The 19,094-nt window shown below is 74.6% G+C and carries 16 protein-coding genes; 5 read left to right on the forward strand and 11 right to left on the reverse strand.

What is annotated here, in order from left to right:
- From dnaJ to NF338_RS09785, 3 genes are all read right to left on the reverse strand, one after another.
- Nucleotides 1–1,122, reverse strand: a complete 1,122-nt coding sequence (gene dnaJ / locus NF338_RS09775; protein WP_264030588.1) for a molecular chaperone DnaJ — start codon at nucleotides 1,120–1,122, stop codon at nucleotides 1–3.
- A gap of 131 nt (nucleotides 1,123–1,253) precedes the next feature.
- Nucleotides 1,254–2,270, reverse strand: a complete 1,017-nt coding sequence (gene hrcA, locus NF338_RS09780; RefSeq protein WP_264030589.1) for a heat-inducible transcriptional repressor HrcA — start codon at nucleotides 2,268–2,270, stop codon at nucleotides 1,254–1,256.
- A gap of 79 nt (nucleotides 2,271–2,349) precedes the next feature.
- Nucleotides 2,350–3,813 carry an MFS transporter gene (locus NF338_RS09785; protein ID WP_264030590.1) on the reverse strand — a complete coding sequence of 488 codons (1,464 nt, stop codon included), beginning with the start codon at nucleotides 3,811–3,813 and terminating at the stop codon, nucleotides 2,350–2,352.
- A 156-nt stretch (nucleotides 3,814–3,969) separates the two neighbouring features.
- On the opposite strand from NF338_RS09785, the gene NF338_RS09790 reads away from it, so the two are divergent.
- Complete coding sequence (locus NF338_RS09790; RefSeq protein ID WP_204542337.1) at nucleotides 3,970–4,833, forward strand: DUF3097 domain-containing protein; 864 nt, start codon at nucleotides 3,970–3,972, stop codon at nucleotides 4,831–4,833.
- A 108-nt stretch (nucleotides 4,834–4,941) separates the two neighbouring features.
- On the opposite strand, the gene NF338_RS09795 is transcribed toward NF338_RS09790, so the two are convergent.
- The 5 genes from NF338_RS09795 to lepA form a co-directional block, all read right to left on the reverse strand.
- Entirely contained in the window at nucleotides 4,942–6,060 is a 1,119-nt protein-coding gene (locus NF338_RS09795; protein WP_264030592.1) for a hypothetical protein, read from the reverse strand.
- Between the two features lie 116 nt (nucleotides 6,061–6,176).
- Complete coding sequence (locus tag NF338_RS09800) at nucleotides 6,177–7,238, reverse strand: hypothetical protein (protein WP_264030593.1); 1,062 nt, start codon at nucleotides 7,236–7,238, stop codon at nucleotides 6,177–6,179.
- Between the two features lie 211 nt (nucleotides 7,239–7,449).
- Nucleotides 7,450–9,534, reverse strand: a complete 2,085-nt coding sequence (locus NF338_RS09805; protein ID WP_264030594.1) for an acyltransferase family protein — start codon at nucleotides 9,532–9,534, stop codon at nucleotides 7,450–7,452.
- The gene (hemW, locus tag NF338_RS09810) at nucleotides 9,531–10,892 is read right to left on the reverse strand and encodes a radical SAM family heme chaperone HemW (protein WP_264030595.1); all 1,362 of its coding nucleotides are present in this window, start codon (nucleotides 10,890–10,892) and stop codon (nucleotides 9,531–9,533) included. The genes NF338_RS09805 and hemW overlap by 4 nt, the downstream gene beginning before the upstream one ends.
- The gene (lepA, locus tag NF338_RS09815) at nucleotides 10,889–12,781 is read right to left on the reverse strand and encodes a translation elongation factor 4 (RefSeq protein ID WP_318783023.1); all 1,893 of its coding nucleotides are present in this window, start codon (nucleotides 12,779–12,781) and stop codon (nucleotides 10,889–10,891) included. The genes hemW and lepA overlap by 4 nt, the downstream gene beginning before the upstream one ends.
- Nucleotides 12,782–12,986: 205 nt before the next feature.
- Here lepA and NF338_RS09820 point away from each other — a divergent pair, with 205 nt between their 5' ends.
- Both NF338_RS09820 and NF338_RS09825 read left to right on the forward strand, forming a co-directional pair.
- Nucleotides 12,987–13,565, forward strand: a complete 579-nt coding sequence (locus NF338_RS09820) for a DJ-1/PfpI/YhbO family deglycase/protease (protein ID WP_264030596.1) — start codon at nucleotides 12,987–12,989, stop codon at nucleotides 13,563–13,565.
- Nucleotides 13,566–13,616: 51 nt separating this feature from the next.
- The gene (locus tag NF338_RS09825; protein ID WP_264030597.1) at nucleotides 13,617–14,321 is read left to right on the forward strand and encodes a maleylpyruvate isomerase family mycothiol-dependent enzyme; all 705 of its coding nucleotides are present in this window, start codon (nucleotides 13,617–13,619) and stop codon (nucleotides 14,319–14,321) included.
- 16 nt (nucleotides 14,322–14,337) lie between these two features.
- Here NF338_RS09825 and NF338_RS09830 read toward each other — a convergent pair whose 3' ends face one another.
- Genes NF338_RS09830 through NF338_RS09840 form a run of 3 tightly spaced genes read right to left on the reverse strand, consistent with a single transcriptional unit; the run spans nucleotide 14,338 to nucleotide 17,767 of the window.
- Nucleotides 14,338–15,180 (reverse strand): transglutaminase family protein, encoded by an 843-nt coding sequence (locus NF338_RS09830; RefSeq protein WP_264030598.1) that lies wholly within the window; start codon nucleotides 15,178–15,180, stop codon nucleotides 14,338–14,340.
- Complete coding sequence (locus NF338_RS09835) at nucleotides 15,177–16,109, reverse strand: alpha-E domain-containing protein (protein ID WP_264030599.1); 933 nt, start codon at nucleotides 16,107–16,109, stop codon at nucleotides 15,177–15,179. The genes NF338_RS09830 and NF338_RS09835 overlap by 4 nt, the downstream gene beginning before the upstream one ends.
- On the reverse strand, nucleotides 16,103–17,767 hold the full coding sequence (locus NF338_RS09840) for a circularly permuted type 2 ATP-grasp protein (RefSeq protein ID WP_264030600.1): 1,665 nt from the start codon (nucleotides 17,765–17,767) through the stop codon (nucleotides 16,103–16,105). Before NF338_RS09840 ends, NF338_RS09835 begins: the two co-directional genes overlap by 7 nt.
- Before the next feature lie 141 nt (nucleotides 17,768–17,908).
- Between NF338_RS09840 and NF338_RS09845 the strand changes: the two genes are divergently transcribed.
- Nucleotides 17,909–18,535, forward strand: a complete 627-nt coding sequence (locus NF338_RS09845) for a type II toxin-antitoxin system PemK/MazF family toxin (protein WP_264030601.1) — start codon at nucleotides 17,909–17,911, stop codon at nucleotides 18,533–18,535.
- 241 nt (nucleotides 18,536–18,776) lie between these two features.
- On the forward strand, nucleotides 18,777–19,037 hold the full coding sequence (gene rpsT / locus NF338_RS09850; RefSeq protein WP_087469296.1) for a 30S ribosomal protein S20: 261 nt from the start codon (nucleotides 18,777–18,779) through the stop codon (nucleotides 19,035–19,037).
- Nucleotides 19,038–19,094 lie beyond the last annotated feature (57 nt).

A 19,094-nucleotide genomic window follows, 5' to 3' on the forward strand; every position in this document is an offset into this window, starting at 1 on the left:
TCAGCGTCCGGAGAGCTTGTCGCGCAGGCGGGAGAACACGCCCGGGTGCGCGGCGGACAGGCGCGGCTCGGGCCGCTCCTCCCCGCGCATCGCGGCGAGCGAGCGCAGGAGCTGCTCCTGCTCCTCGGTGAGCTCGCGCGGCACCTGCACCTCGATGTGGACGTTGAGGTCGCCGCGGCCGTTGCCGTGCAGGTGCCCCACGCCCAGGTTCTTCAGCGTGACGATCTGGCCCGGCTGCGTGCCCGGGCGCAGGTCGATCTCCTGCGCGCCGTCCAGCGTCTCGAGCTCGAGCACCGTGCCGAGCGCGGCCGCGGTCATGGGCACCTGGAGCGTGCAGTGCAGGTCGTCGCCGCGCCGCACGAACGTGTCGTGGTTGCGCTCGCGGATCTCGACGTAGAGGTCGCCGGCGGGGCCTCCGGCCGGGCCGACCTCACCCTGCGCGGTGAGCTTGATGCGCGTGCCGGTGTCGACGCCCGCGGGGACGTTGACCGTGAGGCTGCGACGGCTGCGCACGCGGCCCTCGCCGGAGCACTCGGCGCACGGCTCGGGGATGACGGTGCCGAAGCCCTGGCACGCGGCGCACGGGGCGCTCGTCATGACCTGGCCGAGGAAAGAGCGCGCGACGCGCTGGACCGTGCCGCGGCCGTGGCAGACGTCGCACGTGCGCGGCGAGGTGCCCGGGCGACAGCACGAGCCCCCGCACGTCCCGCACACGACCGCCGTGTCCACCTGGAGCTCGCGCTGCGCACCGAACGTCGCCTCGGACAGGTCGATGTCGAGCCGTACGAGCGCGTCCTGGCCGCGCCGGGCGCGCGGGATGGGACCCTGCTGCGCCTGCCCGCCGCCGAAGAACGTCTCGAAGATGTCCTGGAAGCCGAACCCGCCGCCCATGGGGCCGGCGCCGCCGCCGGGGGCGCTCGGGTCGACGCCGAGGTCGTACTGCTGGCGCTTCTCCGGGTTGGACAGCACCTCGTACGCGCGCGCCACGTCCTTGAAGCGGTCGCCCGCCTCCTCGCCCGCGACGTCCGGGTGCAGCTCGCGCGCGAGCTTGCGGTACGCCTTCTTGATCTGGTCCTGGCTGGCGTCGCGCGCCACGCCCAGGATCTCGTAGTAGTCGCTCACACGTCACTCTCTGCTGGTGCGGGTCGTGAGGCCGGCACGGGGCCGGTCGTGAAGGGTCTGGGGGGTCGTGAGACCGGCGCGAGGTCGGTCGTCGTGGATGCCCGCCGCGTGCGGGGAGACCGCGGCGAGGCTCACGTGCCGAGCACCCGTGACAGGTAGCGCGCGACCGCGCGCACCGCAGCGATGGTCCCGGGGTAGTCCATGCGGGTCGGCCCGATCGAGCCGACGAGGGCGACCGTGTCACCGTCGTTACCGTAACCGGTCGTCACGACGGAGGTCTCCGCGAGGCCCTCGAGCTGGGTCTCGTGCCCGATTCGCACGCTCACGCCGGACTCGGCCGCCATCTCCGTGAGGAGTCCCAGGAGGACGACCTGCTCCTCGAGCGCCTCGAGGACCGGGCGCAGCGCGTGCTCGAACCGCATGCCCGCCCGGGCCAGGTTCGCCGTCCCCGCGAGCACGATGCGCTCCTCGCTCTCCTCGGCGAGCGTCTGGGCGACGAGGTCGCCCACCGCCCGCACGAGCGGGGCGTCGTCGGGGTGGAAGCTCTCCGTCACCGCGGCGAGACCGGTGGCGAGGTCCGTGAGGCGCTTGCCGGCCGCGGCGGCGTTGAGCCGCGCGCGGACCTCGACGAGGGTGCCCTCGTCCGGCACGCTCGCGACCTCGAGCGTGCGTTGCTCGACGCGCCCGGTGTCGGTGATGATCACGACGAGCAGGCGCGACTCCCCGACCGGCACGAGCTCGAGGTGCCGCAGGCCGGACCGGCTCAGGGACGGGTACTGCACGACCGCGACCTGGCCCGTGAGCTGCGCCAGCAGCCGTCCGGCGCGCGCGATGACGTCGTCGAGGTCCACGCCCTCCGAGAGGAACGTCTCGATCGCGCGCTTCTCCGGCGCGGACAGCGGCTTCACGCCCGACAACCGGTCGACGAACAGCCGGTAGCCCCTGTCCGTCGGGATGCGGCCCGCCGACGTGTGGGGCTGCGCGATGTACCCGGCGTCCTCGAGGGCCGCCATGTCGTTGCGGATCGTCGCGGGCGAGACACCCAGGCCGTGCCGTTCCGTGAGCACGCGCGACCCCACGGGCTCACGCGTGAGGACGTAGTCCTCGACGATCGCCCGCAGCACCTCGAGCCGGCGCTCCTCGCTCAAGTCCACCTCCGTGCGCCGCGCCGTCGACGCCCCGGGCGGGCGCGCGGGCGTCGGCACTCTCGACCTCCGAGTGCCAATCCTACGCGTCCGCGCGGCCCGTCCCGCGGTCCTCCGCTCGTCGCGAACGCAGGTCGCCGATCCCGACGACGAGCGCGAGGGCGACGAGCACGATCGTCACGAGCAGCGCCCTCCCCGTCGCGTGCGCCGCGGTGTCGCCGCCCGCGAGGCCCCCGTAGTACACGGAGAGCACGATCGAGATGCCGACCGCCGACCCGATGCGCTGCCCGAGCTGCAGCATGCTCCCCGCGACGCCCGCGCGGCTCACGGGCACCTCGGACAGCGTGAGGGTCTGGTTCGGGGCGATGACGGTCCCGCTGCCCGCCCCGGCGACCAGCAGGGCTCCCGCGAGCGCCGGCCCGACGGCGGCGGGGTCGTCCCCCAGGAGGCGCACGACGGCGTCGGCCACCACGACCCCGACGAGGACGAGCGCCAGCCCGCCGACGACGAGCTGCCGGCCCCAGCGCGCGACCCAGCGCCCCGAGAACCACGCCGACACCCCCGATGCCACCGCGAACGGCGTCCCGACGAGCCCCGCCTGGAGGGGGGTGTAGCCGAGCTCGTCCTGCAGGTAGAGGGTGACCACCAGGAAGATGCCGGTGAAGCCCGCGAAGTAGGCGAGGCCGAGGAGCGCGCCGTTGCGGAACGACCCGAGCCCGACGACCTGCGGGTCGAGCACCGCCTCGCCGGTGCGCCGCTGGTACCGCCGCTCCCAGACGACGGCCGCGAGCCCCGCCGCGACGGCGACGACCAGCCACCACCAGCGCGAGGCGTCGTCGCCGCGGCCGGTCGTCGTGACGAACGGCATCATGACGCCGAGCGTCGCCGCGCCCAGCAGCGCCAGCCCGACGAGGTCGAGGCGACGCGGGCCCCGCGCCGTGCGTGCGGCGTCGGGCGGGGGCGCGGGCACGAGCCGCCACGCGAACGGCAGCAGGACCGCGACGACCGGGAGGTTCACGAGGAACACCCACCGCCACCCGGACGCAGAACCGGCCGCCGCGATGATGAGGCCGCCGAGCAGCGGGCCGAGCGCCGTCGAGACCCCGATCGTCGCGCCGAACATGCCGAACGCCCGGCCGCGCTCGAACCCGGAGAACTGCTGCTGGATGAGCCCGACGACCTGCGGGTTGAGGACGCCGGCGCTCACGCCCTGCAGCAGGCGCGCGACGGCGAGCCACCCGTCCGTCGGCGCGAGCCCGCACGCGAGGCTCATGAGCGCGAACCCGACCAGACCGGCGATGAACAGGGCACGGCGGGCACCGGCGTCGCCGAGCCGGCCGGCGGGCACGAGCGCGAGCCCGAACGCGAGCGTGTAGCCCGCGACGACGAGCTGGAGCTGCGTCGGCCCCGCGTCGAGCGACGACTCGATCGACGGGAGGGCGACGTTGACGATCGACACGTCGAGCGTCGTGATGAAACCCACCGCGAGGCAGACGGGCAGCACGCGCCAGCGGTTCGGGTCCGGCTCGGCGCGCTGCGGGCTCACCGCTCCGTCGTACCACCCGCCCCCGGTTCCGCGCGCGTCGGGCGCCGCGTGCCGAGACCGGCCCGAGCGTCCGGGATCGACCCTCGGGAGGGTCGATGTCGCGACGCACGGGCCGATCTCGGCGGCGCGCGTCCGGCGCTGACCTAGGGTGACGGCGTGTCCTTCGACCGTTACGGCTCCGACGTCCTCGGCGGCACGCCCGCCCCCGCCCACCACCGCGCCCGACCGGTGTCCCGACCGCAGGCCGCCGAGCGGGGGCTCGTGGTCGAGGAGGTGCAGACGGGGTGGGTCGGCGCCGTCGTCCGCGTCGAGAAGTCGGGCGGGATGCACGTCGTCGTGCTCGAGGACCGCGCGGGCCGGACGCGGACGTTCCCGCTCGGGCCCGGGTTCTGGGTCGACGGCGAGCCGGTCGAGCTCACGGCGCCCGTCACCTCCCGCGCCCCCGCCGCGCCCACGCGGACCGCGTCCGGGTCGCGTGCCGTCGTCGGGCAGCGGGCGCGCGTGGCCCGCGGCAGCCGCATCTGGGTCGAGGGCAAGCACGACGCCGAGCTCGTCGAGAAGGTGTGGGGCGACGACCTGCGGGTCGAGGGCGTCGTCGTCGAGCCCCTGCACGGCGTCGACGACCTCGCGGCGGCGCTCGCGGACTTCGGCCCGACGCCGCAGCGGCGCGTCGGCGTGCTCGTGGACCACCTCGTCCCCGGGAGCAAGGAGCGCCGCATCGCCGACGAGGCGATCCGCCGCTCCCCCGCGGGCACCGTGCTCGTGCTCGGGCACCCGTACGTCGACGTGTGGCAGGCCGTGAAGCCCGCGCGCGTGGGCCTGGACCGCTGGCCCGTGATCGAGCGGGGCACGGAGTGGAAGCGCGGCATCCTGCGCGAGCTCGGCTGGCCCGCGGAGTCCGCCGAGGACGTCGGCCGCGCGTGGCAGCGCATCCTCGGCACGGTGCGCACGTACGCGGACCTCGAGCCGTCCCTGCTCGGTCGCGTCGAGGAGCTCATCGACTTCGTCACGGCGCCCTGAGCGCCGCCCTGCCACGGCCGTCGCGACGCGCGACGGGTCGGTGGACGCACCTCGCCCCGGCACCGACGGGCGGCACCGGGGCGAGGCGACGGACGAGACGATCTGCCGTCAGGCGGCCGGGACGCCCCCGGTGAGGCGGCGGTACGCGAAGCCCACGGCCACGTAGCTCAGCGGGAGCGTGACGAACAGGCCGAGGCCGCACGGGATCGCGCCCAGGATGTTGATGCCGAAGAGCGCGAGCATCAGCAGGAACACCTGGCCGAAGTTCTTGGCGACGAGCGAGAAGCTCGTCCGGATCGCCGTGATCGCGTCGACGCCCTGGTCGAGCGCGGCGTAGTACACGAACGTGGAGAAGAGCAGGACCGCGAGACCGGGCAGGATGCAGAGCACGAGCCCGATCCCGGTGAGGATGCCGACGATCAGCGCCGCGAGCAGCACGTTGACGACGTTGCCGATGCGGAAGAACGCCGCGACGTCGGGGCGCCGACCGTCTACCTCGTCGAGCGCGCCGCGCGTGAAGAACGCCGTGATGAGGTAGCCGATGACGGTGCCCACGATCCCGAGCAGGATGCTCGTGAAGGTGATCCCGCTGACGGCGGCGAAGTTCGTGTCGGTGAAGTCGTACTGGTCCTGGAACTGGTCGAACCCGCCCGTGATCCAGCTCCACGCCACGTTCACCGCGATGAAGATCAGCGCGACGAGGATCCAGGGTCCGAGGTTCGAGGTGACCTTGCGCCAGCCGTAGGAGATCGCCTCACCCACCGCGAACGCCGGCCCGGTGTACCCCGGCTGGGCGCCGTAGGCGCCCTGCGGGTACGTCCCCGGCGGCGGCGGGTAGGCGCCGGACGGGGGCGGGTAGGCGCCCGACGGCGGGGTGGACGGACCCGGGGCCGTGGGGTCGCCCGGTGCGCCCGCGGGAGCGCCGTAGGCACCGGGCGCGCCGTACGCGGGCGGGCCCGACGGAGGGACGGCCGGGTCCTGCGGCGCACCCCACGCGGGCGGGCCCGACGGCGGAGCGGCGGGGTCCTGCGGAGCGCCGCCGCCCGGGCCGTACGGCGAGGCCGGCGGGACGTCGGCGTCAGGGGCCGACGTCGGCGGGCCGGCGGGCTGGTCGGGGTCCGGACCGGTCGGCGGTTCGGCCGGCTGCTGCGGGGTGCCGGAACCGTCCGTCGGCGTCGGCTCGTCGTCGCGGGGCGGCTGACCGCCCGGGTTCGTGGGGTCCGTCATCGTGCACCTCGTTCCTCGTCGTCACGTGCTGCGGGCAGCACGCGTCATCGACGTGCTCGGTCCTATCCTGGCTGCTCAGAGGCCTGCGCGCGCGGCGAGCCGCGCCGTCGTCCGGCTCAGACGGGCTGCTCGGCGTTGAGGCGGCGGTACACGTACGCCGTCGCGATCTGGGCGACGGGCAGCGCGACGAGCAGCCCGACGTAGCACAGGAGCGTCCCCACGAGCTGGGCCAGGTACACGCCCAGGAACAGCAGGACGACCGTGCCGAGGTTCTTGCTCACGACCGAGAAGCTCGCCTTGAACGCGTCGAAGACGCCGAGCCTCTTGTCGATGACGTAGAACAGCGTGAACTGGGCGAAGAACACGAACACGATCGGTCCCACGATCGTGATGGCCAGCACGCCCGTCGCGAGACCGATGAGCAGCGCCACGAGGATGACGGTGCCGAGGTTCGGGTACCGGAAGAAGTCCGCGTACTCGAGCTTCTTGCCCCGCGTGACCAGGAGCGACACGTTGACCACCGCGGCCTGGACGAGGAAGCCGAGCACGACGAAGACCGCGACGAACAGGAACGTCCCGAACCCGAACGCGAACCCGCCCGCGGTGCTGACCTCGCCCGTCTCGGGGTCGATCGTGGTCGTCGCCGTCCCGACGAGGAGCGCCCAGAAGGCGACCGACAGGCCGGCGAGCACCGCGACGTAGGTGAGGACGCCGCCGATGATGACCCCGGCGTTCTGCGTGAACCGGTTCCAGCCGTAGGCGAACGCGTCCTGGACCTGGATCTGCTGGCCCGGGTACCCCGGCTGCCCGTACGGCGCGGCCGGCGGCGGGTAGCCGGGCTGCCCGCCGTAGGGCGGCTGCCCCGGGGGTTGCTGGCCGTACGGCTGTGCCGGCGGCGGACCGGCCGGAGGGTACGCGCCGGTCGGCGGGGCTCCGTACGGCTGCGCCGGCGGCGGACCGCCCGGAGGCGGGTACCCGCCCGCGGGCGGAGCGCCGTCGGGCGAGGCCGGGGGCGGGGACGCGGGCTGCGCCGGTGCGGGCGGCTCCTGCGCGACGGGCTCCTGGGGCGGGACCGGTGGCTCGGCCGCCGCGTACGGGTTCTCGGGCGCCGGCGCGTCCGACGGGAGCTGCGGTTCGTTCTCGTCGCGCGGCGGGCCGCCGGCGGTGCTCTCGCTCATGGGTCTCCTCGGTCGGTCGACGGGCCGCGGTGGAACCGCAGCCACGCACCCGGATGTGGACGTCGTGTGTCGGTCGCACATTTCGCGGACGCCACACAGCCTCTCGGGATTCCGACGCCGGCGCTAGAGGAAACGCCGGGCGGGCCGGACCGCACGGCAGAAGTCACCCGGCGCCCCCGGGCGGGACGCGGCACGACGGCCGCGTGCGGGGTCAGCTCGTCGCGGAGCCCAGCGCCGCCGCACGGACCAGGCCGTCGACGACGACCGTCGTGTACGTCGTCGCGCCGGCGGCCGTGGGGTGCACGCCGTCCGGGCCGAGCACGGACGGGTCCGCGGCCACCGCGGCCGACCAGTCCGCCACGACCACGCCAGGGTGTCGGCTCGCGGCGGCGACGATCTCGGCGTTGGTCCCCGGGACCCACGGCCGGTCGGCGTACCCGGTGACGAGCACGACGCGGTGGCCGGGGCCGACCGCCGCGAGCAGCTCGTCCATCGCCGCGGCGCTCGCGGTGCTGTTCGTCCCGAGGGAGACGACGACGTAGGGCCGCAGCGCACCCGCGTCGCGCGCGGCGGCGAGCGCCGCCGGTCCGTCCTTGACCTGGCGCGAGACCGCGCCGTCGACGTACGCGCCCGGGAGGGCCGCAGCGAGCGCGGGCGCGCTCGCGAGCGTCACCGAGTCCCCGACGACGGTCACCTGGTCGCCGGTCGGTGGCGCGACCGGCGCCGCCTCCTCGTCGGGCGCCGCCTCGGGGCTCGGGGCGGGCGGGACGACCGGGTCCTGCTCGGCGCCGTCGGCCGGAGCCGCCGCCTCCGGTGCGGCCTGCGTCGCCCGCGCGACCTGCTCCCCCGCCGCGATCTGCTGCTCGACGCTCGTCGTGGTGGGTGCGTTGACGACCCCGGCGGCCGAGAGGCCGACGACGAGCGCGCACGACGACGCCAGGGCCCAGCCCCGGCGGGTGAGGACGCGCGGACCTGCCTCGCCCGGCGTCGGCTGGAGGCGACGCGCGAGGTCGCGCGCCGCGCCGCGGAGCCCCCGGCGCAGGACGGGCCGCTCGACGTACCGGAAGGACAGCGCCGCCGCGACGGCCGTCACGGCGAGCGTCACGACGACGACGAGCGGGTGCACCGTGCCCGGGGTCACGGGGCCGACCACGGTCCCGAGCGCGGCCGCGGCGAGCACGAGCACGGGCCAGTGCCACAGGTAGAGCCCGTACGACCGCCGTCCGACCCAGCCGAGCGGGCCGCGGTCGAGCTGCGTGCCGATGCCGGGCAGGCACACGACGGCGTTGAGCACCGCGGTCGCGGCGACGGCGCACACGAGCAGCCCGCCCCGGTAGGCGAGCGCGCCGTCCCAGCGCATCGTCGCGACGGCGGCCCCGAGCACGACGGCGCCGACCGCCCCGGCGACGAGGACGGCGAGCCGGCCGCGCGCCGTGCGCACGCGCGGCCCGCCCGGCAGGAGGGCGTGCGCGTCGGCGCCGGCCCGCGCGTCGCCGTCGGTCCGCTGGGCCGGTCGCACGTGCCAGAGCGCGAGCGCCGCCCCGGCCATGAGCGCGAAGAGGTGGGTGTCCGTGCCGACGTAGACGCGCGTCGGGTCGGTGCCCGGCGTGTACAGCAGCGCCATGAGGGCCGCGGACGCCAGCCCCAGGCCGGCGACGATCCACGGCGCCCGGCGGCGCAGGGGCCGCACGACGCACAGGAGCACGACGACGAGCGGCCACAGGAGGTAGAACTGTTCCTCGACCGCGAGCGACCACAGGTTGCCGAAGAGGTGCGGGAGCAGGGCCCCCGAGTACGTGGCGCCGCTCGCGACGTCGACCCAGTTGCTCGTGAAGGTCGCGGCGCCGAGGAGCTGGGGGCCGATGCCGACCAGGACGTCGCCGCCCACGACCGCCGCGGCCGCCGTGCACACCGCGACGACCAGCCCGAGCGCGGGGAGCAGGCGGCGGGCACGGCGCGCCCAGAAGGAGCGCAGCCCCACGTGGTGCCGGTCGCGGTGCTCGCGCACGAGGAGGGTCGTGATGAGGAAGCCCGAGAGCACGAAGAAGACGTCGACCCCGACGTACCCGCCGGGGAACGTGGCCGGGGCGAGGTGGAACGCGACCACCACGACGACGGCCAGCGCCCGCAGCCCGTCCAGCCCGGGCATCCGGCGGTAGCGCACCGTCGGGCGGCCAGGCCGTCGGCCGGCGCCGGGCGCGCGCACGTGCCCGACGACGCGAGGCTCCTCGAGCGTCGGGCGACCGGCCCCCGCAGGGGTCGTCCCGGGTCGAGGTGCCTCGTAGGTCGTCGTCACTCGTCCGTGATCTCCCGTACCACCGTGTCCGCCAGCAACCGCCCCCGCAGGGTGAGCACCGCACGCCCGGCGACCGCCGCGCGGCCGTCGAGCAGCCCGTTCGCGACGAGCCCGGCGACGGCGCGCCGTCCGGCCGGGGACAGGACCGCGAGGTCGAGACCCTCGTGCAGCCGCACGCCGAGCATGGCCTGCTCGAGCCGTCCCTCGCCCCGCGTGAGGAGCTCGCGCCCCGCCGCGGGGCTCGTGCCCGCCTCGAGCAGCGCCGCGTAGCGGCGCGGGTGCTTCACGTTCCACCATCGCACGCCGACCCGCGGGTCCCGGACCGACGCGCCCGTGTCGTCGGTCACGGACGTCGGGGCCGGCGTCGGACCCGACGTCGCGTGCGCGGGGGCGGCCGACGGCGCCGCGACGTACGAGTGCGCGCCGGGACCGATCCCCCACCAGTCGTCGCCCCGCCAGTACGCGAGGTTGTGGCGGCAGCGGTCGTCGTCGGTGCGGGCCCAGTTGCTCACCTCGTACCAGGTGAGCCCGGCGGCGGCGAGGAGCTCGTCGGCGAGCTCGTACTTCGTCGCCTGGTCGTCCTCGCTCGGCAGCGCGACCTCGCCCCGGCGCACCTGGGCGGCCATCTTGGTGCCTTGCTCGACGACGAGGGCGTAGGCCGACACGTGGTCGACGCCGGTCGCGAGGGCCGCGTCGAGGCTCGCCCTCCAGTCGTCGAGGCTCTCCCCCGGCGTGCCGTAGATGAGGTCGAGGGAGACCTTGAGCCCGGCGTCGCGAGCCCAGCGCACGACGTCGGGGATGCGGCGCGGGTCGTGCGTGCGCTCGAGGGTGGCGAGGACGTGCGGGACGGCCGACTGCATGCCGAACGAGACGCGCGTGAACCCGGCGGCCGCGAGCTCCGCGAGGGACTCCGGCGTCACGGAGTCGGGGTTCGCCTCGGTCGTGACCTCGGCGCCCGGCGCGAGCCCCCACGCGTCGCGCACGCCGTGGAGCAGGCGGGCGAGGTCGCCGACGGGCAGCAGCGTGGGCGTCCCGCCTCCGACGAACACGGTCGACACCGGTCGCTCGGGCAGGCCGCCGTCGCGCAGGACCCGGGCCGCGAGGTCGATCTCGAGGAGCGCCGTGCTCGCGTACGACGCCTGGCTCGCGCCCCCGCCGAGCTCGGACGCCGTGTACGTGTTGAAGTCGCAGTACCCGCACCGCACCGAGCAGAACGGCACGTGCAGGTAGACGCCGAACCCGCGCGGCGCCGTCGGGCCTGGCGGGGAGCCCGGCGCGGTCGGCCCGCCCCCGCCGACCCACGCGGGGAGCGAGCCGTCGGTCGGGACCGGCTCGCCGTCGGGCAGGGCCGGGCTCACTTCTTGGACTTGTCCTTGGCGTCCTTGCCGCCCGCGGCGTCGGAGGAGAGCGCGGCGATGAAGGCGTCCTTGGGAACCTCGACGGACCCGATGTTCTTCATGCGCTTCTTGCCCTCCTTCTGCTTCTCCAGCAGCTTGCGCTTGCGGCTGATGTCGCCGCCGTAGCACTTGGCGAGGACGTCCTTGCGCATGGCGCGCACGGTCTCGCGCGCGATGACGCGCGCGCCGACGGCCGCCTGGATCGGCACCTCGAACTGCTGGCGCGGGATGATCTCCTTGAGCTTCGCGGTCATCATCACGCCGTAGTCGTACGCCTTGTCCTTGTGCACGATCGCGCTGAACGCGTCGACCTGCTCGCCCTGGAGCAGGATGTCGACCTTGACGAGGTCGGCGACCTGGTCGCCCGAGGGCTCGTAGTCGAGCGACGCGTAGCCGCGCGTGCGCGACTTGAGCTGGTCGAAGAAGTCGAACACGATCTCGGCGAGCGGCAGCGTGAAGCGCAGCTCGACGCGGTCCTCGGACAGGTAGTCCATGCCGAGCATCTGGCCGCGGCGGTCGTTGCACAGGCCCATCACGGTGCCCACGAACTCGCTCGGCGCGAGGATCGTCGCACGCACGACCGGCTCGCTGACCTGCTTGATCTTGCCGCCCGGGAACTCCGAGGGGTTGGTCACCTTGATGACCGTGCCGTCCTCGAGCGTCACGTCGTAGACGACGTTCGGCGCGGTCGAGATGAGGTCGAGGTCGAACTCGCGCTCGAGGCGCTCACGCACGATCTCGAGGTGCAGCAGGCCGAGGAACCCGACGCGGAACCCGAAGCCGAGCGCGACCGACGTCTCGGGCTCGTAGTTGAGCGCCGCGTCGTTGAGCTTGAGCTTGTCGAGCGCGTCGCGCAGCACCGGGTAGTCGGTGCCGTCGATCGGGTACAGCCCCGAGAAGACCATGGGCTTGGGGTCGGAGTACCCGCCGAGGGCGTCCGCCGCGGGCTTGGCGGCGTTCGTCACCGTGTCGCCGACCTTGGACTGGCGCACGTCCTTCACGCCCGTGATGAGGTAGCCGACCTCGCCGACGCCCAGGCCCTTCGTGACGATCGGCTCGGGCGAGATGACGCCGATCTCGAGGAGCTCGTGCGTCGCGCGCGTCGACATCATGACGATGCGCTCGCGCGGGTTGAGGTTCCCGTCGATGACGCGCACGTACGTCACGACGCCGCGGTAGGTGTCGTAGACCGAGTCGAAGATCATCGCGCGCGCCGGGGCGTCCGCGTCGCCGACCGGGGCGGGCACGCGCTCGACGATGCGGTCGAGCAGCACCTCGACGCCCGCGCCCGTCTTGCCGGAGACCTTGAGCACGTCGTCCGGGTCGCCGCCGACGAGGTTCGCGAGCTCCTCCGCGTACTTCTCGGGCTGCGCGGCCGGCAGGTCGATCTTGTTGAGCACCGGGATGATCGCGAGCTCGTTCTCCATCGCGAGGTACAGGTTCGCGAGGGTCTGCGCCTCGATCCCCTGCGCCGCGTCGACGAGCAGCACCGCGCCCTCGCACGCCGCGAGCGAGCGCGAGACCTCGTACGTGAAGTCGACGTGCCCCGGGGTGTCGATCATGTTCAGCGCGTGCGGGGTCTCGACGCCGTCCTCGACGACCGCCCACGGCATGCGGACGGCCTGCGACTTGATCGTGATGCCGCGCTCGCGCTCGATGTCCATGCGGTCGAGGTACTGGGCACGCATGGCGCGCGGCTCGACGACACCGGTGAGCTGCAGCATGCGGTCGGCCAGGGTCGACTTGCCGTGGTCGATGTGCGCGATGATGCAGAAGTTCCGGATCAGCTCGGGCGGCGTGGCCGCGGGCTGGATGCGGGTGCTCAGCTGGGCGCTGGGGATCGGGGACAACGCGGGTGCGCTCCTGGGAGTGGCGTGCGGGTCGGGCCGCGCGCTCGGGGGCGGGCGCGCCGACGGTCGCTCTCGGGCGGGCGGGAGCCTCCATTGTCCCACGTCCGGCGTCGGGCACCCGCCCGCCCTGCGGGGCGCCGCGAGCCGACCTAGCGTGGAGGACCGGCCGGTCGCACCAGGCCGCCCGGTGACGAGAGGAGCGCTCATGACCCAGGACACCGCGCACCGGACCCCCGGCCGCCCCCGCGGCCGTCGCGTGCTGGCGATCGTGACGAACTACGGGGTCGAGCAGGACGAGCTCGTCGTCCCCCTCGAGCACCTGCGCGGCGAGGGGGTGGAGGTCGACGTCGCGGCCACGTCCGCCGACGACGTGCAGACCCTCGTGGGCGACAAGGACCCCGGCCGCACCGTGACTCCGAACCTCACGCTCGGCGACGCCGACCCCACCGGGTACGACCTGCTGCTCGTGCCGGGCGGGACGATCAACGCCGACGCGCTGCGCCTCCAGGACGACGCCGTGAGCCTCGTGCGCGCGTTCACGACCGCGGGCAAGCCCGTCGCGGCGATCTGCCACGGCCCGTGGGCGCTCGTCGAGGCAGCCGCCGTCGAGGGCAAGACCCTCACGAGCTACGCGTCGCTCGAGACCGACGTGCTCAACGCGGGCGGTGCGTGGGTCGACCGGTCCGTCGTGCGCGACGACGAGGGGTACACGCTCGTCACGTCGCGCGACCCCGGGGACCTCGACGACTTCCTGCGCGAGGTGGACGCCGTCCTGGCGGCCTGAGCCGCTCCCGATGCCGGCGCCAGGGCCCGACATCCGCCCCATACTGGGCACGTGACGCTCGACCTGGACCACCTCGCGCTGCTGCCCGACCTCCAGGGGTCGTTCCTGGCCGGGGCTCATGACGCCGATCCGGACGCACCCGTGCCGACGTGCGGGTCGTGGCGGGTGCGCGACCTCGTGCAGCACCTCGGGTACGTGCACCACTGGGCCGCCGCGCAGGCGCGCCGCGAGGAGGACACCCCCGTCGACCCCGCGCCGTCGGACCTGCCCGCCTTCTACGCGCAGCACGCGGCGGAGCTGCGCACGACGCTCGGCGGGCTCGACCCGGACGCCCGGGCGTGGACGCTGCTCGAGCCCGACGACCCCGGCTCGACCGTGCGCTTCTGGCACCGGCGTCAGGTGCACGAGACGCTCGTCCACCTGCACGACCTGCGCGCCGCCGTCGGCTCCACGGTGGACGACGTCGCACCCGCCGTCTGGGCGGACACCGTGGACGAGGTCGTCACGGTCGTGCAGCCTCGCCAGGTCCGGCTCGGGCGGACGGCGCCGCTGGCCCGACCCGTCGCGCTCCGGGCGAGCGACATCGGGCGCACGTGGTTCCTCGGCGGCACCGACCCGGTCGCGACGGCGTCCGCTCCCGCGCGCGAGCTCGCGCTCGTCGTGTGGGGGCGGCTCGGACCCGACGAGGCAGGGGTCGTGGTCGACGGCGACACGGACGCGCTGCGCGCGGCGCTCGCCGAGCACATCACGCCCTGAACCGTCTCCGGCGGGGTCAACCCAGCCGCGTCACCTCGACGGTCACGTCGAGCTCGCTGCCGCCCGTGCCCGCGTACACGCCCTTCAGCGGCGCGACGTCGAGGTACTCGCGCCCCCGCCCGAGCGCGACGTGGTCGCGGCCCGCGGGCCGCCGGTTCGTCGGGTCGAACCCGTACCAGCCCCCGACCCACCACTCGACCCACGCGTGCGACTCGCCCGCCACCGTCTCGCCCGTCTCGGCGTCCGGGCGCGGGTGCAGGTACCCGGACACGTACCGCGTGGGGATGCCGAGGCTGCGCAGCGCGCCCGCGCACAGGTGCGCCAGGTCCTGGCACACGCCCTGGCGCGTCTCCCACGCCTCGCGCGCCGGCGTGTGGGCGGTCGTCACGCCCGGGACGTACTCCAGACGGTCGCGCACCGCGAGGCAGATCTCCTCGGCCGCGGCCTGCGGGTCGCGGCCGCCGGCGACGTCGAGCGCAAGGGCTGCGACGTCGTCGGGCACCGCGGTCGTGGGCGTGTCCCCGAGGAACGCGGCGTAGGCGTCGAGCACGCGGTCGCCCCCGAGCTCCGTCCACGAGACGGCGGCGACGGCCGGGCCCCGACGCTCCTCGATCTCGACCGTGCTCTCCGCCCGGACGACGAGGTCGCGGTGCGGCTCCAGCACCTCGAGCGCCGTCACGGTCGTGCCCCAGTAGTCGACGTACTCGTGCGACCACGTCTCGGCACGCACGTCGACCGCGGCTGAGAGCACGCGCTGCCCCCGACCGGAGGACGGCGTGAGCCGGGCCTCGTTGTACGACGCCGTGACGTCGTCCGCGTACGAGAACCCGGTCGTGTGGACCACGTGCAGCACGCTCACAGCGCCTCCCCCACCCAGGTCGTCACGGCACCGGACGGGAAGTACCGGGCCCGCACCGCGTCGGACGCGCGCGAGCACGCCCGCTGCACCTGCTCCATCGCGTCGGGGAGCGTCGCGAGCAGGTCCGGGAGCCGCGCGTACTCGAGACCCGTGCGGACGAGCCCGAGCTCGCGCCGCGCCTCGTCCGCCACGCCGTGCCGTCCCTCGAACGGCCCGAGCTCGCGCAGGCACGCCTCCGCCGAGTCGAGCGCGTGCACGACCGAGCGGGGGAACAGCCGGTCGAGCAGCAAGAACCCGGCCGCGCGCTCGTCCGAGGCGAGCCCGCGGTTCGCCCGCAGGTACGACTCGTAGGCGCCGCACGAGCGCAGGAGCGTCGTCCAGCCCGGTCCGGCGGCGCCGAGCCGCGCCTGCGTCGTGACGAGGCGCGCGGTCATGTCGGCGCGCTCGATCGAGCGGCCGAGGATCATGAAGTGCCACGTCGCGTCCCGGCTCGTCGCCGAGTCCATGAGCCCCGCGACGATCGCCGCCCGCTCGCGCACCCACGAGAAGTACTCGTGCGGCGGCGCGGTGCGGATCGACCCGAAGAGCTGGTTGCGCGTCGTGTTGAGGCACTCCCACAGCTCGGTCGAGACGATCTCGCGAGCCCGCCGCGCGTTCTCGCGCGCCGCGACGAGCGCACCCGCGATCGACGACGGGTCGAGCTGGTCGTGCGCGAGCAGGCGCAGGACGTGGTCACGGTCGACGAGCGCGCCGTCGTCGGGCACGGGGTGGTCCATGACGGCGAGGAGCGAGCGGCACGCGAGGTCCTCCTCCGCCCACGGGTCCTCCGAGAGCATCTGGACGTGGACGTCGAGGATGCGCGCGGTGTCGTCGGCGCGCTCCACGTAGCGACCGATCCAGAACAGGGACTCCGCGATCCGGCTCAGCATCCGTCCGCCTCCGTACCGCTCGCTCCCGCACGCACCCGCTGCTGCTGTTGCTGCTGTTGCTGCTGCTGGTGGGCGCTGCCCCCGCCCTCGTCCTCGGGGTTGGCCGCGATCGGGACACCGGGCGCGGCGGCGCCCGACGCTGCGACGCCGGGGACGCCCGAGCTCGCCCCGGTCCGCGAGGCACCCGCCGCGCCGGGGGACGCCCCGACGTCGGACGGGCGACGCTCGTCGCGCGCGAGGACCCACGTGTCCTTGGAGCCGCCGCCCTGCGAGCTGTTGACGACGAGCTGGCCCTCCGGCAGCGCGACGCGTGTGAGCCCGCCCGGCAGGACCCAGACGTCGCGGCCGTCGTTCACCGCGAAAGGGCGCAGGTCGACGTGGCGCGGGCGGAACGCGCCGTCGACGAAGGTCGGAGCGGTCGAGAGCTGCACGACGGGCTGCGCGATCCAGCCGCGCGGGTCCGCCTGCAACCGTGCGCGCAGGGCGTCGAGCTCGGCGCGCGAGGCCGCCGGTCCGACGACGATCCCCTTGCCGCCCGACCCGTCGACCGGCTTGACCACGAGCTCGTCCAGCCGGTCGAGCACCTCCGCGAGCGCCTCGGGCTCCTGCAGCCGCCACGTGTCGACGTTCGCGAGGACGGGCTCCTCGCCCAGGTAGTAGCGGACCAGGTCCGGGACGTAGGTGTAGACGAGCTTGTCGTCGGCAACTCCGTTGCCGACGGCGTTGGCGATCGTGACGTTCCCGAGCCGGGCGCACGTCATGAGCCCCGGCACCCCGAGCACGGAGTCAGGCCGGAACTGGACCGGGTCGAGGAACTCGTCGTCCACCCGCCGGTAGACCACGTCCACGCGGCGGCGGCCCTCGGTCGTGCGCATGTAGACGCGACCGCCCGCGCAGAACAGGTCGCGGCCCTCGACCAGCTCGACCCCCATGAGCCGCGCGAGCAGCGAGTGCTCGAAGTACGCGGAGTTGAACACGCCCGGGGTGAGAACGACCACGGTCGGGTCCGGGACGCCGTCGGGCGCGGACGCGAGCAGCGCGGACAGGAGACGTTGCGGGTAGTCGACCACCGGGCGCACGCGCAGGCTCGAGAAGAGCTCGGGGAACGTGCGCACCATCGCGCGGCGGTTCGTGACGACGTAGCTCACGCCGCTCGGCACGCGCACGTTGTCCTCGAGGACGCGGAAGCCCCCGGCCTCGTCGCGGATCAGGTCGATCCCCGCGACGTGCACCCGCACGCCGTTCGCGGGCTCGATCCCCCACGCCTCGCGGTGGAACTCCGACGACGACAGGACGAGCCGCTGCGGCACCACGCCGTCCGCGACGGCCCGCTGCGGCCCGTACACGTCGGCGAGGAACGCCTCCAGCGCCCGGACCCGCTGCGCGACGCCGGCCGTCACGACGTCCCACTCGTCGGGCGCCACGACGCGCGGCACGACGTCGAGCGGGAACGGACGCTCCTCTCCTGCGAAGTCGAACGTCACCCCCTGTGCGAGGTACGCCCGCGCGAGCGCGTCGGCGCGCGACGCGACCTCCCCCGCGGTGAGACGCGTCATCGTCGCGTGCACCCGTTCGTAGCGCGGGCGCAGCGAGCCGTCGCGGTCGAGCATCTCGTCCCAGGCCCGCGAGACCGGGTAGTCGTCGAACAGGTCCGCCATGCGCGCACGCTAGGACGCCCCCGATGCCGGGGAGTCACGGGCGTGTGTCCGCGGGGTAACGAGGTCCCGTCCCGCGTGACCGGGGCGGACCGGGGCGGACCGGGATCTGGGGCTGCGTCCGGCCTTGGGTAGATTGCGCGCGTGGCGAGAAATCGATGGCTGGGACTGCTCGGCGACGCGGCGCGCGCGGTGGTCAAGGAGCTCACGCGCGGCTCGGGGGGGCGCGGCGGGACCGCGGCGACCCGCGCGCCGGGACGCGACCGGACGACGTCGGGCAGCACCCCGAGGCCGAGCCCGGGGCCGAGGCCGAGCCCGGGGCCGAGGCCGAGCCCGGGCTCTCGCCCGCCGGCGCGGCCCGCGACGTCCGGGTACCCCGGTGACTACGAGGGCCGGGTTCGCGCGCAGTACGCGCCGCGGCTCGACGGCGACCCGGACCCCGGGGAGATCGTCTGGACCTGGGTGCCCTTCGAGGAGGACTTCTCGCAGGGCAAGGACCGGCCCGTGCTGCTCGTCGGGTCGGACGGCGACTGGCTGCTGGGCGTCATGCTCACGAGCAAGGACCACTCGCGCGACGCGCACGACGAGGCCCGGTGGGGTCGCTACTGGCTCGACATCGGCTCGGGCCCGTGGGACGCCCAGGGCCGCGACAGCGAGGTCCGGCTCGACCGCGTGATCCGCGTCGAGCCGGGCGCGGTGCGGCGCGAGGGCGCCGTCGTGGGGCGCGACGTCTTCGACCGCGTGGTGGCGGGCATCTCGCAGCACCGCTGACCCCGCGGACCGCGGTCCACCAGGGACGCGGCGCCGACCTCACGGCACGGTCCGGCCGGGACTGGGGGCGGATTGGAGTTCGGGCCACGACCGCTGGTAGTCTTGGTGGTCGCGTGTCCGCCCAGGTCGGCGGGCACAGCCCCAGCACCTCTCCACGGGTTCCCCACCCCAGTCCCGGAGCTGGAGCCGCCCTCTACGACCTATCCGCTCGCTCCGGCGAACAGAACCAGAGAGTCCACACGTGGCAAACATCAAGTCCCAGATCAAGCGCATCCGTACGAACGAGAAGGCTCGCCTGCGCAACAAGGCGGTCAAGTCCGAGCTCAAGACGTACGTGCGCCGCGTGCGCGAGGCCGTCGCCGCGGGCGACAAGGACGCGGCGAACACCGCGCTCCAGGCTGCGTCGCGCAAGCTCGACAAGGCCGTCTCGAAGGGCGTCATCCACGCGAACCAGGCCGCGAACCGCAAGTCGGCCATCGCGAAGGCCGTCAACGCTCTCTGAGCGCACGGTTCGCCCGCGTCGCCGTGACACGCTGAACGTCACGACGGCCGCACAGGC

Source organism: Cellulosimicrobium sp. SH8, assembly GCF_025818875.1.
In the GTDB taxonomy this organism is placed as follows: domain Bacteria; phylum Actinomycetota; class Actinomycetes; order Actinomycetales; family Cellulomonadaceae; genus Cellulosimicrobium; species Cellulosimicrobium cellulans_D.